General features: G+C 61.8%; 12 protein-coding genes, 1 tRNA gene and 1 pseudogene. 8 read left to right on the forward strand and 6 right to left on the reverse strand.

Annotation, left to right across the window (positions count from 1 at the left end; translation table 11 throughout):
• Positions 1-88: 88 nt before the first annotated feature.
• A complete protein-coding gene (locus tag XH98_RS22840) occupies positions 89-856 on the forward strand; it encodes an SDR family NAD(P)-dependent oxidoreductase (RefSeq protein WP_271620029.1) in 768 nt (255 codons plus the stop codon).
• Positions 857-1,029: 173 nt separating this feature from the next.
• Here XH98_RS22840 and XH98_RS22845 read toward each other — a convergent pair whose 3' ends face one another.
• Positions 1,030-2,253: a serine hydrolase domain-containing protein gene (locus XH98_RS22845; protein ID WP_271620030.1), complete on the reverse strand. Its 1,224-nt coding sequence runs from the start codon at positions 2,251-2,253 to the stop codon at positions 1,030-1,032.
• Between the two features lie 149 nt (positions 2,254-2,402).
• Between XH98_RS22845 and XH98_RS22850 the strand changes: the two genes are divergently transcribed.
• Both XH98_RS22850 and XH98_RS22855 read left to right on the forward strand, forming a co-directional pair.
• Positions 2,403-2,478: transfer RNA gene (locus tag XH98_RS22850), tRNA-Trp, on the forward strand.
• A gap of 815 nt (positions 2,479-3,293) precedes the next feature.
• Positions 3,294-4,502: pseudogene (locus XH98_RS22855) on the forward strand (Clp protease N-terminal domain-containing protein); the annotation flags it as partial.
• A 5-nt stretch (positions 4,503-4,507) separates the two neighbouring features.
• On the opposite strand, the gene XH98_RS22860 reads toward XH98_RS22855, so the two are convergent.
• A complete protein-coding gene (locus XH98_RS22860; RefSeq protein WP_271620031.1) occupies positions 4,508-5,119 on the reverse strand; it encodes an HdeD family acid-resistance protein in 612 nt (203 codons plus the stop codon).
• 208 nt (positions 5,120-5,327) lie between these two features.
• Between XH98_RS22860 and XH98_RS22865 the strand changes: the two genes are divergently transcribed.
• Positions 5,328-5,501 (forward strand): hypothetical protein, encoded by a 174-nt coding sequence (locus tag XH98_RS22865; RefSeq protein WP_271620094.1) that lies wholly within the window; start codon positions 5,328-5,330, stop codon positions 5,499-5,501.
• A 445-nt stretch (positions 5,502-5,946) separates the two neighbouring features.
• On the opposite strand, the gene XH98_RS22870 is transcribed toward XH98_RS22865, so the two are convergent.
• Both XH98_RS22870 and XH98_RS22875 read right to left on the reverse strand, forming a co-directional pair.
• Positions 5,947-6,132, reverse strand: coding sequence for a photosystem reaction center subunit H (locus tag XH98_RS22870; RefSeq protein ID WP_083514119.1), 186 nt, complete (start codon positions 6,130-6,132; stop codon positions 5,947-5,949).
• Between the two features lie 32 nt (positions 6,133-6,164).
• Entirely contained in the window at positions 6,165-6,512 is a 348-nt protein-coding gene (locus XH98_RS22875) for a response regulator (protein ID WP_271597343.1), read from the reverse strand.
• Positions 6,513-6,925: 413 nt separating this feature from the next.
• Between XH98_RS22875 and XH98_RS22880 the strand changes: the two genes are divergently transcribed.
• The 4 genes from XH98_RS22880 to XH98_RS22895 are packed head-to-tail and all read left to right on the forward strand — an operon-like array spanning position 6,926 to position 9,678.
• Positions 6,926-7,873: a DUF3618 domain-containing protein gene (locus XH98_RS22880; RefSeq protein WP_271597344.1), complete on the forward strand. Its 948-nt coding sequence runs from the start codon at positions 6,926-6,928 to the stop codon at positions 7,871-7,873.
• Positions 7,874-7,883: 10 nt separating this feature from the next.
• On the forward strand, positions 7,884-8,546 hold the full coding sequence (locus XH98_RS22885; protein ID WP_271620032.1) for a hypothetical protein: 663 nt from the start codon (positions 7,884-7,886) through the stop codon (positions 8,544-8,546).
• Positions 8,543-8,959, forward strand: a complete 417-nt coding sequence (locus XH98_RS22890) for a phage holin family protein (protein ID WP_057745562.1) — start codon at positions 8,543-8,545, stop codon at positions 8,957-8,959. Before XH98_RS22885 ends, XH98_RS22890 begins: the two co-directional genes overlap by 4 nt.
• Positions 8,956-9,678 carry a hypothetical protein gene (locus tag XH98_RS22895; protein WP_271620033.1) on the forward strand — a complete coding sequence of 241 codons (723 nt, stop codon included), beginning with the start codon at positions 8,956-8,958 and terminating at the stop codon, positions 9,676-9,678. The genes XH98_RS22890 and XH98_RS22895 overlap by 4 nt, the downstream gene beginning before the upstream one ends.
• A gap of 151 nt (positions 9,679-9,829) precedes the next feature.
• On the opposite strand, the gene XH98_RS22900 is transcribed toward XH98_RS22895, so the two are convergent.
• The gene (locus tag XH98_RS22900; protein ID WP_271597347.1) at positions 9,830-10,123 is read right to left on the reverse strand and encodes a hypothetical protein; all 294 of its coding nucleotides are present in this window, start codon (positions 10,121-10,123) and stop codon (positions 9,830-9,832) included.
• Between the two features lie 650 nt (positions 10,124-10,773).
• The gene (locus tag XH98_RS22905; protein ID WP_271620034.1) at positions 10,774-13,569 is read right to left on the reverse strand and encodes a response regulator; all 2,796 of its coding nucleotides are present in this window, start codon (positions 13,567-13,569) and stop codon (positions 10,774-10,776) included.
• Between the last annotated feature and the right edge of the window lie 155 nt (positions 13,570-13,724).

Here is a 13,724-nt window from a genome sequence, read left to right on the forward strand (position 1 = left end):
GAAGAGCCGAACCCGGAATCTCGAGATTCCGGGTTCGATGCTTCGCATCGCCCCGGAATGACATTGAAGATCAATCTGGGAGGAAAGCATGACCTTGTTCGACATGAAGGGTAAAGTTGCCGTCATCACCGGCTCGACGCGCGGCATCGGGCTTGCGATCGCCGAGCGCATGGCCGAGCACGGCGCCAAGGTCGTGATCTCCTCGCGCAAGGCTGACGTTTGCGAGCAGGTCGCCAAGAACATCAACGAGAAGTACGGCAAGGGCACCGCGGTCGCGATCGCCGCCAACATCTCCTCGAAGGAGAATCTGCAAAACCTCGTCGACGAGAGCAACCGCGCCTTCGGCAAGGTCGACGTGCTGGTCTGCAACGCCGCGTCGAACCCGTACTACGGCCCGCTCGCGGGCATTTCCGACGACCAGTTCCGCAAGATTCTCGACAACAACATTGTCGCCAACAACTGGCTGATCTCGATGGTGGTGCCGAAGATGATCGAGCGCAAGGACGGCTCGATCATCATCGTCTCCTCGATCGGCGGACTGAAAGGCTCGACCATTCTCGGCGCCTACGCGATCTCGAAGGCCGCCGACATGCAGCTCGCGCGCAACCTCGCTTGCGAATACGGCAAGCACAACATCCGCGTGAACTGCATCGCGCCCGGCCTGATCAAGACCGATTTTGCCAAGGCGCTGTGGGACAATCCGGAGAATTTGAAAGCGTCGACCTCGCGCTCGCCGCTCTTGCGCATCGGCATTCCCGACGAGATTGCGGGTGCAGCCGTGTTCCTGGGTTCGAAGGCCGGCGACTTCATGACCGGCCAGACCATGGTGATCGACGGCGGCGCGACGATTAGTTGAGATAACAACAGGTGTCATCGCCCGCGAAGGCGGGCGATCCAGTATCCCTGTGGCCGGCGATAGAGAGCTCGCTCTCACAACATCCGCCTCGGCGTACTGGATGCCCCGGTCAAGCCGGGGCATGACAGCGAGGATTAGGATGCGGCGTTGCGACTAGACGAAGGGAAGCAACCTTACTCCACCGCCGCGTAAACCAGGTTCCGCACCAGCGTCCTTGTCAAATCACGCTGTCCCGGGCCCTGGCTCATGAACACCGTGACCAGGTCCTCCTTCGGATCGATCCAGAAGAACGTTCCGGCGATGCCGCTCCAGGAGTACTGGCCGACGCTGCCGGGGAAGGGCGCGATACCAGCTTCGCGACGCACGGCGAAGCCGAGGCCAAAACCGTGGCCGGGCGCGAGCAGCGTGCCGTTGGTCTGAACGTGAGGTCCGAGGTGGTCCGAGGCCATCAGCTCCAGCGTCTTGCGACCGATGATCCTGGCGCCGTCGAGGGTGCCGCCATTGCGCAGCATCAGTGCGAAGCGGGCGTAGTCCATCGTGGTCGAGACCAGACCGCCGCCGCCGGACTCCATCACCGGCTGCTCGAGCATGTTGAACAGCGCGACCTTGTCGCCGGTCCATGGGTCGGCTTCGAACGGCTGGGCGAGCCTGCCGGCATTGGCCTCGGAGGTCGAGAAGCCGGTCTCGGTCATCTGCAAGGGCGCAAGGATACGCTCAGACAGGAATGCGCCGAGCGATTTACCGCTGACGACCTCGATGATGCGGCCGAGGATATCGGTAGAGCGGCTGTAGTTGAATTCGTCGCCGGGATGGCAGACCAGCGGAAAGCTCGCCACCAGTGCGGCGTGCTCCGCATTGGTGATCTTGCGGCTGCGGACGCGGGATTCCTGATAGAGCTTGTGCACGGGGCCGTCGCCCTGGTGCTCGTAAGTAAGACCCGAGGTGTGGCGGAGCAGGTCCTGCACTGTCATCGGCCGCTTTGGTGCAACCAGTTCCAATTTGCCGCCGCTGACGACGCCGACTTTCTGATTAGCGAATTCCGGAATGAACTTGGCGACGGGATCGCCGAGCAGAAGGTGGCCGTCCTCGACCAGCGCCATGACGCCGACCGAAACGATCGGCTTGGTCATCGAGAAGATCCGGAAGATCGAATCAAGCGCCATCGGCGCCGCGGCTGCCGGGCTCTGCTTGCCGAGCGCCTCGAACCAGCCGACTTGGCCGCCTCGGGCGACCAGCACGGTCGCACCGGGGATGGTTCCCTTGTCGATCTCGCGCTTGAACGCATCCGACATCGCCTGCAGGCGGGGCCGCGACAGGCCGAGGGTTTCGGGGCGGGCGTCCGGCAGGGCCGGTGTGCGGGCTGCAGAGGCGACTGTCGTGGCGGCGTGGGCGTTCATGGGGGCTCCCGGCTGTGTTCTTGTCGTTAGGGCGCAACACTGGCCCAGAAGCGGCACTGTGAACAAGCGGCCCCGATGCGCTTCTCCCTTGCAATCCGGTCGTCCCCTGTGCTTGAAAGCGCCCCTGAGCCGCGGCGACGCAGGTTCGTAGGAGTGTAGCTCAATTGGTAGAGCACCGGTCTCCAAAACCGGGGGTCGCAGGTTCGAGCCCTGCCACTCCTGCCAGCAAAATCAATAACTTAGCCTAAATGTGAGTGCGGTAGAACGAGGGTTTCTACCGTCCTTGTACCCAATTTTCTCTGATGGCTCGTCAAGCAGGAAGCTTGCTGCCAAGTCAGTGATGGTACTCGTCAGGGGCTGATCGGCTTGCCGGCTGCGCCTGCGCTTCGTGCAGGTGCGCTGCAAAACCGCTGGGTCGTCACCCATCCGCTGGGCCAGGCTGTGGATCGGCACACCTGCGTCGAGCAGGGCTGGGGCGTGGATGATAGTCCCGAGAGAAGTTCCGGGGATGCCATGGGGGTAGCCGACACGGAGATGGCTGCAAACATGAGAGCTGCTTCCGGCAGGCCGATCATGGATAGGTCTACGTCAGGGTCGTGAAGCTCGGTGAGCAGCCGAAGCTGCCGCTCCTTTTCAGCCAACAGGATCGCCACTATTGCCGGGTCGAGCTGGATAGTCCGATAGCCGCGCCGAGTCTTTGGTGGGAGAGCGTGAGACGGCGGGTGAGACGCGCGGTCGGAGCGGTTAGCTGGCGCCGGCAAACACGGCAGCGCTCAAACGCGAAGATGAGCGCCCACTGTCGCGACAGGCTTCAGCGACGACGAAAACCCGTTGGCGAGTTGACGAATGTCAGTGCGAGCTTGTGGAAACCCAAAGAGCATGCAGCGTGCGCGCCTTGCGCATAGATCACCAAACGGCGTGCGGTTTGGCGACCAGATCGTGGATCTTCAATACCTTGATCGCGATCGAACGCAAAACCGGTACCCATCTTTTGCTGATCGCACTCGGGGGCGGAGCGGCATCGCCGAGAGAAGAGGACGATGAATATTGAACAATATACCGAGCGCTCGCGCGGTTTCATCCAGTCCGCGCAGTCGTTGGCGATGCGCGAAGGTCATCAGCAGTTTTCCACGCTGCATCTGCTGAAGGTCCTGCTTGATGACAGCGAGGGCCTTGCTGGCGGTCTGATCGACCGCGCCGGCGGCAATTCCCGTGCAATCCTGAAGGCGACCGAGGACGCCCTGAACAAGGTGCCAAAGGTCTCCGGCGGCGGTGCCAGCCAGGTTTATCTTGCACCCGAGCTCGCCCGAGCATTCGACGCCGCGGAAAAGGCAGCCGAAAAGGCCGGCGACAGCTTTGTCACGGTTGAGCGTCTCCTGCTCGGCCTCGCCATGGACAAGAACAGCGAGGCAGGCCAGCTACTGGCCAAGGGCGGCATTACCGCGCAGAACCTAAATGCTGCGATCGAATCGCTGCGCAAGGGCCGCACGGCTGACTCCGCGACGGCCGAGAACGCCTATGACGCGCTGAAGAAATATGCCCGCGACCTGACCCAGGCTGCGCGCGACGGCAAGCTCGATCCGGTCATCGGTCGCGACGAGGAGATCCGCCGCACCATTCAAGTGCTCTCGCGTCGGACCAAGAACAACCCCGTCCTGATCGGCGAGCCCGGCGTCGGCAAGACCGCCATCGCCGAAGGCCTCGCACTGCGCATCGTCAATGGTGACGTGCCCGAGAGCCTGCACGACAAGAAGCTGCTCGCGCTCGACCTCGGAGCGCTGATCGCTGGCGCGAAATACCGCGGCGAGTTCGAGGAGCGGTTGAAGGCCGTGCTCCAGGAAGTGACTGCGAGCGAGGGCACCTTCATCCTGTTCATCGACGAGATGCACACGCTGATCGGCGCAGGCAAGGCCGACGGCGCAATGGATGCGTCCAACCTGCTCAAGCCCGCGCTTGCCCGCGGCGAACTGCACTGCATCGGTGCGACCACGCTCGATGAGTACCAGAAGCACGTCGAGAAGGACGCCGCGCTGGCGCGGCGATTCCAACCGATCTTCGTCAACGAGCCCTCGGTCGAGGACACCATCTCGATCCTGCGCGGCTTGAAGGACAAGTACGAGCAGCACCACGGGGTGCGCATCACTGATTCCGCGCTGGTTGCGGCTGCGACGTTGTCGCACCGCTATATCACCAACCGTTTCCTGCCCGACAAGGCGATCGATCTGATGGAAAGCGTCGCAGGTCCGCTCATCCCTCACGCCGCCACGGCGGAGGAGCCAGTCTGCTCGTTCTGGCGGGCGCGCAACTTGAAGGACAGAACGACCAGCGCAATACCGAAGGCCATCGCGTAGGCTCCCATCCACCACGTAAGTACCACTGCCCCGATCAGCGGCATAGCAGCCAGCAGCGCGCCGTAAACGAGAGACAACAGCCCGCCCAGAACCATCCACCAGCGGCCATGGTCAAGCTTGAGGCGAAAGCCAGCAGCCAGCATCAGCGCGCCTGAGATGACCGCCCAGGCGGCGACCAGAAAAACAAAGGCAAGCACCGTCAGGCCAGGCCAGACAAAGGCTGCAACGCCGACGGCGATATTAAGAAGGCCTTCAAATATCAGCAGTCCCCATTCATCCTTCCGTCGCATCGCCCGAACGGCGGAAATGATTCCTGCTATGCCGTCGACCAACATGTAAGCCGAGAACAACAACGCCAGCGAAAGCATGGTGGGCCCCGGAAAGAGAAAAGCGAGCAACCCGAAGATAATTCCGAAGATGCCCCGCAGCAGGAACAGCCACCAATTCTTGGCAAGCATCGGGGAGGCGGAGTCGATGTTGAAGTCAGCATTGCTGTTGAACGTCGTGCTGGTCATGTCTAGCTCCAAGAATAGCCGTCGGTTCCAGGTCCCCGCCATACTAGCGACCTGCCGCCAGGACGTGCCTTGACAGCTATCAAGCTTTGAGCGCTCCGAGAGAATTCGGATCGTAGAGTCTTACGTATTACTTCTAGATGGCAGAACCGCCCTTGAGCAGTATGATGAGCAGGGGCGCGAGTACCTCTGCAGAGGCAAGGAGAAGAGCGTGCCGAAAGACCGTCCCATGAACGGCGTTGAACCCGAGAAGTCAGAAGATGACATTCAACGCGAGATGTTGGGGCCGCGCGGCGTTCCCGGAGCGCCAGACCCCGCCAAGATGACGCCGCAGCGCGCGAAGAAGACGCCGCTCTACCATTTGGACCCCGGCCACCCTTCGTAGAGGGGGACGATCGTGCTGATCGGTACCATCGGTGGGAGCGATCGACAGAACTGCTCGGCCTCTTCGTCCGGCCGGGCATTGTGGCCGCTGTGCTGTGCGTGGATCCGCGCCGGCGACGCCTGTCTCTCACTCGCGTGGAGAAAGAAAGGACCGCTCAGCTGTGTGCTGGCGGTCCAAGTCAAGGGAGGACGCCCGGGAAAGGGCAGCGATGGTGGACACCGCGTTTGGTTCATCGCAAAGGCTAAGGGGCCGCGCATTGACGGTTCTCAATTGGATCGCGGTAAAAGTGAAGAGCGTGAGGCCATGAGCGCCGGACACGCTGACACCAGTCTGGGCGGCAGAATATCCTCCGGCCATATGGTCCCGGCTGACATCGCATGGGAAGAAAGCGTCGGGGGCGTGCGCGCGGTCCACTCCGATGTCCTGCTGGATTCATGGCCGGCGATCAACCCTCAATTTTCTTGATCGTTGAAATGGGCCACTGACCATCATGTCCAACTATGGATATGCGCAGCCCATGAATGTCGTCGAGAAATAGGCGTTCAATCGAACCTGCCTTACCGTCCGTCAAGATGACGGCGCGCCCTATCAGCTCTTCCTCAGCTTCATGTAGCTCGGCAAGGATGTTCATAGCTCGCTGGTCACCCGTCACTTCGGGCACCGCTACTTGCCGGTGAGCGACTTCATCGCCTCAAGAAGGCGTTCAAGTCTGAATGGCTTTTGAAGCATGACACTGCCCGATACCGGACGCGGCGCGGTGTGAGTGTAGCCGGTCGCGTAGATGACCGGGATGCGTGGATTCGACTCCCTACATTTGATGGCTACATCCCATCCCGACAAAGTGCCGGCCAACCTTATATCGGTGAATAGAAGTTCGGGTGCGGCCTGCGCGCAGAGCTGGAGCGCGCGTTCGCCGCTATCGGCCTCCATCACTTGATGTCCGTGCGCCTCCAGAATGTCCACCACCACGTCACGGATCAGGTCTTCGTCCTCTGCTACAAGAACCCGCAAGTTATCCTCCGCTCGCGCTCTTCGTCCACGACATGAGGACCTTGCGCAAAATCGTGGTCCCTTCCCCGCGGGAAAGGGCCGCTCGCCGATGCAGCCAGCAAACCAGCGCATAACAATTCGCCGCCGGTTCCAGCGTTCCTAAGGACACCAAGCCTTATCTCTCCAGACGAGCCGCAGGCAATTCGAGGATTGGTAGGCCGAGATCCCGCGTTCTTTCCGAGGGTCTAGAATAGTCGATCGTGGAGACGTGGCGATGTGACAGTGATCGGACCTGGCTATCCCGGTTGCGTTCCTCCGCAGTGCTTTCCTGCTTGTTTGGTCGCGGAGTGGTTGGAGCGGCTACTAGGAACGATCCAACAGAAGGTGAGTTCGTCCTCGAGACAACAATTGAAAACAAGACCAAGAGGACGAACATGACTCGATCGGTGGAGGAGCTACGACGCGAGTCCGAGCGTAGCCGGGCAGAGTTGGCGGCCACGGTCGACCGTCTGAAGCAGGGGATCTCCGAAACGACGCGGGATCTGCGTCAGATGGTCTCGCCCCAGCACGTCAAATCGGAAGTGTCGGAGTATGTGAACGACAAAGCTCAAGGCTGGGTCGAAGGGCTCAAACAGCAGGCGATGGACAACCCGATGCATGCGATCGCCGCGGGCACCGCAGTGGCCGTGCCTCTGCTGCGATTGGCGCGAGGTGTACCCCTGCCGCTTCTCATGATTGCTGCGGGCCTCGCTCTTACCTCCAAGAGCGTCCGCGAGCGGGCTGCTGGAGCGGCGTCGCCGCTGGTGGATGGTGCGGGCCGATTCATCGGCCAAACTGCCGAGGGAGTGCAGGCGAAGGCGAAATTTTCCGAATTCCAAGGACGGGCCGCCGGCGCAGTCAACGATGCGATGGACGCGGCCAAGACGGCGGCCGACGACCTCAAGACGCGAGCAACGGAGGCGGCTGGAACAGTAGCTACCAAGATCACCGGGGGAATGGACGCCATCAGGGATTCGGCGACCGCCGCTCCGGAACAGGCGCGCCAGATCGTCGGCGACAATGCCGCGCTGATTGGAGGACTCGGTATCGCCATCGGAGCCATGATTGCGGCCGCGCTCCCGGAAACGAAATTCGAGGACAGGACGGCAGGCCCGACCAGCGACAGCCTTAAGGAGGCGGCAAGCGAAATGGCTCAATCCGGTTTCGAGGCAGCCAAGGAGGCCACGTTGTCTGCCGCCGATGCTGCCACGAGATCTGTGAGTGAAGCCGATCTCGGGCGGCACGCGAGCCGCATGACACGCAATTTTGCCGACAACCTCAAGGAGGCGGCGGGCGAGGCCGTCGACGCAGCATTCAGCCCACCCTCAAAATCGAGCACCTGAGAGACAGAACATGAGCGATTCAGATGTGATCAAACCGGCCAACTTCAACAAAGGTAAGAACAGCTCCTCCACAAGCCTGAAGGATCAGGTTGGGGACGCCGGGGCCGAGATGAAGCAGCGCGCCACGGAGGCCCTGCAGGCATCGGCGGACATGGCCCGTGACGGGTTCAGCGAAGCCACCGATGCCGCTAAGGACGTCGCGAATGGTACCGTCGACCAAATCCAAGAGCATGCGCGGGGACAACAGCGAGCGGGCGCCGATTTCATCGAGCGCCTAGCGGGCAACTTCCGCCAGGCCGCCGGCGCCTTCGAGACTGACGTGCCATTCGCCGCACGAGGGATCAATTCAGCTGCGGACTACGTGGAAGAAGCGGCCGCGAAGGTTCGCGACGGCAGCTTCCGCGAACTCGTGGGCGGTGCGACCGATTTTGCGAAGCGGCAACCCGCGGCATTTCTAGGCCTGTCCGTTTTGGCCGGGTTCGCCGCAGTACGCTTTCTAAAGGCTTCGGGCGGCTCCTCGACCTCACAGCGAACGGGCTCGACGACAGCCGCAGGAGCTGGCTCATCTGGGCAGAGAGCCGCCTACGCGAGCGGCTTCAGTGGCCAAAACTCGACGGAATCGACGACTGGACAGCAGCAGAAGTCACCTTCGGGGAATGGTGGCGCATCATGAGCATCAAGCACGATATCGAAACCGGCGAGAACGATCTTCACAAAATTTCGGGACTCGTCGGCGACGCAATGGCTCAGGTCGCGAAGCTTTTCCAGAATGAGCTTGATCTGGCGAAGGCCGAACTTGCGGAAAAGGTGCAGAGGCTCGGTGGAGCCGTTGGACTATTTGCCGGAGGCGCAGTCCTGGTTATACCTGCCGTAGTGATGGCATTGTTCGCGTTGTCATCGGCGCTGATCAGTGCCGGGTGGTCGCCGACATTGGCCTACCTAAGCGCGGCGATTGTCGCGGCCGCCATATCGGGCGCCTTGTTTGCTGTTGGCGTGAAGCGGCTGGACCCGCGCAACCTCACGCCGCAGGAGACGATACGGCAGCTTGAAAAAGACAAGGACACTGTGAAGGGAATGGTGCGATGAGCGGTGGTGCGCAAACCGGTTTTTTTGACAGTCTCCTCGCTGCGGCCCGAGAAAACCCGCTCTCCGCCGCGCTGATCGGGGCTGGAGCACTCTGGCTGCTGGTTGGCGACGAGAAGATTAAGGGTGCTGCACGATCAGCTGCCAACGTCGCGTCAGATGTCGTCGACACCAGCGCGAGCAATCTTCGGGCTGCCGCCTCGGGCTTGCAGCGGACGGCAGCACCGCCGACTGCCCCGGAGTTTGACCATGAGGGGAGCGATGCGGGCGGGACGATACGCTCGGCCGCCGGATCTGCAGCCGACACGATGTCTGATGCGGCGGAGGGCGTCCGGGACCATTTCGAGGAAGGCGTAGCTTACGCTCGCGAACGGTTCGCCAACGTGGGCACAGCAGAGACCTTGGCGAAAGCTCAGTCTTCGCTCGGCGAGATTATGGAGAGGCAGCCGCTGGTCATCGGCGCCATCGGCTTGGCCATCGGCGCCGCACTCGCGGGCGCGTTTCGAACGTCTCAGATCGAAGACGAGTACATCGGCGGGGTCAGCGACGAGGTGAAGGATGATCTGAGCAGGCGTGGGACTGCCGTGTCGAAGGCGCTGCGCGAAGCGGCCGATACGCTGGTGGCGGAGGCGGGCGATATGGGTGCCGAGGCGGTGGATCGGATGAAGCAAGCGGGAACGGATGCCGTCAAAGCAGCCAAGGAAAAGGCAAAGCAGTCGTGAGGCCGGACGGCCTTGCGATGGGCCACTATCTCGCAGTTCTAAATCTTGAGCCAGGCGGCCGAAAATGAGCCGCCGAATCTCACGACTCATTCCAGAGGCCGCAGCCGGCGCACTCCAATGGCGATGCTTTGGAGTCTTCGCGAAGCCCGATCTACCCTCTGAAGGCGCCCCAAGCGCGCGTACGGACCGACACGAACGCTTCCCAGACTTTCGCGAACCATGGAATTGTGAGCAGCTTCGGTTTGACGATGATGAAAAGTCGCTCGACCACGAGAAGGCTAAGCGCGTAGCACGCAACCATCATCGCCGTACCTGTAATCCAGTGGCCTTTGCCGGCCACCGCCACCGCGACGAGTTTCAGTGGTTCTACGGTCGCCACCGGAACTGCCAGCAGGAGCAGCGACTGATAAGGTCCGAGACGTTCGATCGATTTCCTCAATCTCATGGAATGCTCCTGGGCAGGAAACCAACGTCGCCCGCCCGTTGTTCCCCGTAGCGCGCCATCCGTTTCGCCATCCCATTTATGCGCGCTGCACCGCTGGGTAGTGGAGGGTCGCGGTCCGTCCGCCACGCAATGAAGGGGCCACACGCTTCGAGATGCGAACGACCTGCCAGCACCTTCCCAGCGGATGCGACCGACAGGAGCACTGCCGCGCAGTCACCGAACAGGTTTGGGCGCATCGCGTCGGCCTCTCACTTGGGGAAATCACGACACAATCCTGTCCTTCCGACATCGTTCCTGTCGACGCGCCAAACCGAGCCGCGAGACGTCGCGCGTAAACCTAGGTTAGGTCGAAGCGTCGGCCGAAGAGGCACCGCACATCGCCTTCGCATTGGCAACGTGTGCATCGGAAGATTTTGGCCAGGTCCAGCTGTTGACGATCCTCATGATCGCAGCGGAACGAGCCCGCCGCCGGGACGCCGCTGCGCGGACTGGGCTTCAGGAGACCTGTCAATTGCCACCCCGGAGATAGCTCGCTTTTGGTCAAAAGCGCCGTTGCGATCGGGCGTTTCCTGTTTACCTCCGCCTTCGGACATCTCGCCGCGACGCCATGATGGAAGCGATGGGCACAACAACCGATATCGAAGCTCGCCCTATTTTAGTGCGGCGCTGATCGCGTTAACTAGGTCGTTTTCCGTGAATGGCTTCAAAATTATTCGCAGGTCGTTGAATTCCTTCCGGACATTCAGATCACGATAGCCGCTCATGAGGACGACCGGCAAAATTGGCCGCATCGCGCGGATCGCTTTCGCAACCTCGCCGCCGCTCATTTCCGGCATCGCGAAGTCCGCGAGAACGAGATCTATTTCCTGATTGCTTGCGAGCACGCGGAGCGCTTCGCTGCTGCTCTCCGCCGACACCACTGCATATCCGAGAACATCGAGCATCCTGACCGTGGACCTCAGAACAGCCTTGTCGTCATCCACGACCAGAACACGCAGTCGCGTCGTGGTCTGCAGACGTTTGCTCGCATCGACGGAGTCCGCATGGTGATCAGCAGCGTCGATCGCAGCGCGCGGCAAGAAGACCTTCACCGCAGTACCCTGGCCGAGGCGGGTCTCAATACGCACGCCACCCCCGGACTGTTTAGCAAAACCGAAGACTTGCGCCAATCCGAGGCCCGAGCCCTTTCCCGGTTCCTTCGTCGTGAAAAACGGCTCGAAAACATGCAGCAGGGAATCGTCTGGGATACCGGTGCCGGTATCCTTGACGGCGAGAACCACGTAGTCTCCCGGCGACGGCTCTTCCGGCCGGAAGGACTCGCTTTCGATAACGGTGTTGAACGTCTCGATGGTGAGCGTGCCGCCGGGCTGCATCGCGTCCCTGGCGTTGATGGCAAGATTGAGAACGATCATCTCGATTTGGTTTGGATCGACCAAAGCGGGCCAGAGGTCCGGAGCAAATATCATTTTGAGTTGCACCCTCCCGCCCAGGGTGACACCGAGCAGATCGCCCATTCCGGCGATCCTGCTGTTCAGATCGACCTGGTCGGGCTCAAGCCGCTGTTGCCGCGAAAAGGCGAGGAGTTGCGCAATGAGCTTCGCACCCCGATCGGCAGCAGACCGGATCAATTCGATGCCTTCCTGATCGTAAGGCCCTTGCACCGTATGGGAAAGCAGACGCGCATTGGTGAGCACCACGCTCAGCAGGTTGTTGAAATCGTGCGCCACGCCTGATGTGATTTGCCCGATCGCATCGAGCCGCTGCAACTGCTGGACCTCGGCTTCGGCGATCTCCCGTTTCTCTATCTGAGAGCGCAGCGCGTTATTGGCCTCTTCCAGCTCCCGAGTTCGTGCTTCGACGCGGCGCTCGAGTCTTTTCTCAATACGTTTTCGGTCGGTGACATCGATCACGACACCATAAAACCAAACGGGCTTGTCATTCTCGAACTGCGTCTGGCCACGCGTCGCGATCCAACGCTCCCCGCGGTCATTGCCGAGCACCCGATATTCGACGTCGTAAACCCCGTCGCCCTGTGGATCGATACATCGTTGAATAGCAGCCTCGACAGCTCCCACATCCTCCGGATGCACCGCTGTGAGCCAGGTGTCGTAGTCCACGGTCGCATCCGCTGGAAGGCCCCACATTGCCCGGCACTTTTCGTCCCATTTCAGCTCATTGGTTTGAGGGTTCCAGGAATAGCGGCCCAATTCTACCAAGTCGACCGCAGCCTTTAGCCGCGCTTCGCTCTCGCGCAAGGCCGCTTCGGTTTGCGCCCGCTCGATCAGGTCGGCCGCTTCCCGGCCCAGCACATCGAAGCGGCTGAAATCGTCCTTGCTGGGCTCGTGCGGCTCCCGCCAATGGGTCGAGACCATGCCGAGCGCGCGGCCATTGCGAGACTGCAGCGGCGTCGACTGGACCGCGCGCAGGCTGGAGAGGCGGTAGGCCTCCAGGTCCTCGGTCCCCGCCATGAAGGCGCAGGTCTCGGTGTCGCTGACGAGAATGCGCCGTCCTGTCTTCAGCGCTTCGCCGCACGTGCTCGCCGAGTTGCAGTCGACGCGATCCCAGAACGCCGCCGCGTCCGGATGAAAGCCGCGCCAGGCCAGCAGCTTCAAAATCCCCGTATCCGGCTCAAGTATCTGCATGCTCGCACCCTGTGAGCGCATCACCGCCATGGCCGCATCGAGAATTTGCTCGTAGAGAAGCTCAGGGCGGTTGGAGAGCAGCTCCAAGCTGACCTGCTGGAGCTGACGAGCACCTTCGAGCTCTTGCGCGAGTCTGGCTTCGCTTTTTCGCGCGCCTTCTTGGGCTTCCGAGAGGTCGCGGGTGCGGTCCTCAATCCGCCGCTGCAGTTCCATGCAGCGGGCTTCTGCTTTATCCAACGCCTCGGTAGTCTGGAAGGTGCCGGCCGCGGTGTGGGAAAGGCTTTGCAACAGGCGGGCATCTTCCCCGTCGAATTGCCCCTCCGGCGTATGCTTCATCGCCCAGAGCGCGCCGACCGGCTTCCCGCGCGCATGCCAGGGCGCCAGCAGGACCTCGTAGACATGCGGTCCATGTCCCGTCATCCCGGGAAAGAGCCGCTCCCCTTCGCGGAACAGGACTACGCTGTCGCGAGCGATCACGGCCTCGCTCAGGCGAGCGTCATCAGGCACGGTACGGCCAGCCTCGGCCGCGAGCTCGCCGCTAATGGCGCGCCAGCGGAAAACCCGGTCGCCACGTTCGGGAAGGCTGATGCCAGCGGAGTCGGCATGGCATAGCAACACGGCCAACTCGGCGCATTTCTGAAGCACGGCGCGCGGCTCGGCGGTCATATCTTGAACCAGAGCAGTCAGGGCCCGGTTCTCGGCCTCATAGTCCGGGGCCTTGCACGGGCGCCGGGCCAGCTCCGCCGTAATCACGCAACCGTCAAGTCCATCCAGTGTATTGGTCTGGCCTTCAGGCGTGGTCATGATGACCTCCTGAGATGAGCCAAGAGTGCTCGCGAACCCTGACGCATTCAATGTGCAGCGAACTGGCTCCGGCCAAGTGGCCACCTCGATCTCGATCGCGCGAGATGATGTCATCGCGGTCCAGATGCGGTGGCATACGGACTGATCGCCAGCAC

Origin of the sequence: Bradyrhizobium sp. CCBAU 51745 (genome assembly GCF_028128715.1) — a bacterium.
In the GTDB taxonomy this organism is placed as follows: Bacteria; Pseudomonadota; Alphaproteobacteria; order Rhizobiales; family Xanthobacteraceae; genus Bradyrhizobium; species Bradyrhizobium manausense.

Bases quoted from the DNA above. Each gene is read 5' to 3' on its own strand.
- XH98_RS22890 (WP_057745562.1), top strand. From the start codon at position 8,543: ATGAGCATCAAGCACGATATCGAAACCGGCGAGAACGATCTTCACAAA.
- XH98_RS22845 (WP_271620030.1), bottom strand. From the start codon at position 2,253: ATGAACGCCCACGCCGCCACGACAGTCGCCTCTGCAGCCCGCACACCG.
- XH98_RS22895 (WP_271620033.1), top strand. From the start codon at position 8,956: ATGAGCGGTGGTGCGCAAACCGGTTTTTTTGACAGTCTCCTCGCTGCG.
- XH98_RS22870 (WP_083514119.1), bottom strand. From the start codon at position 6,132: ATGAACATCCTTGCCGAGCTACATGAAGCTGAGGAAGAGCTGATAGGG.
- XH98_RS22840 (WP_271620029.1), top strand. From the start codon at position 89: ATGACCTTGTTCGACATGAAGGGTAAAGTTGCCGTCATCACCGGCTCG.
- XH98_RS22900 (WP_271597347.1), bottom strand. From the start codon at position 10,123: ATGAGATTGAGGAAATCGATCGAACGTCTCGGACCTTATCAGTCGCTG.
- XH98_RS22860 (WP_271620031.1), bottom strand. From the start codon at position 5,119: ATGACCAGCACGACGTTCAACAGCAATGCTGACTTCAACATCGACTCC.
- XH98_RS22880 (WP_271597344.1), top strand. From the start codon at position 6,926: ATGACTCGATCGGTGGAGGAGCTACGACGCGAGTCCGAGCGTAGCCGG.
- XH98_RS22905 (WP_271620034.1), bottom strand. From the start codon at position 13,569: ATGACCACGCCTGAAGGCCAGACCAATACACTGGATGGACTTGACGGT.
- XH98_RS22885 (WP_271620032.1), top strand. From the start codon at position 7,884: ATGAGCGATTCAGATGTGATCAAACCGGCCAACTTCAACAAAGGTAAG.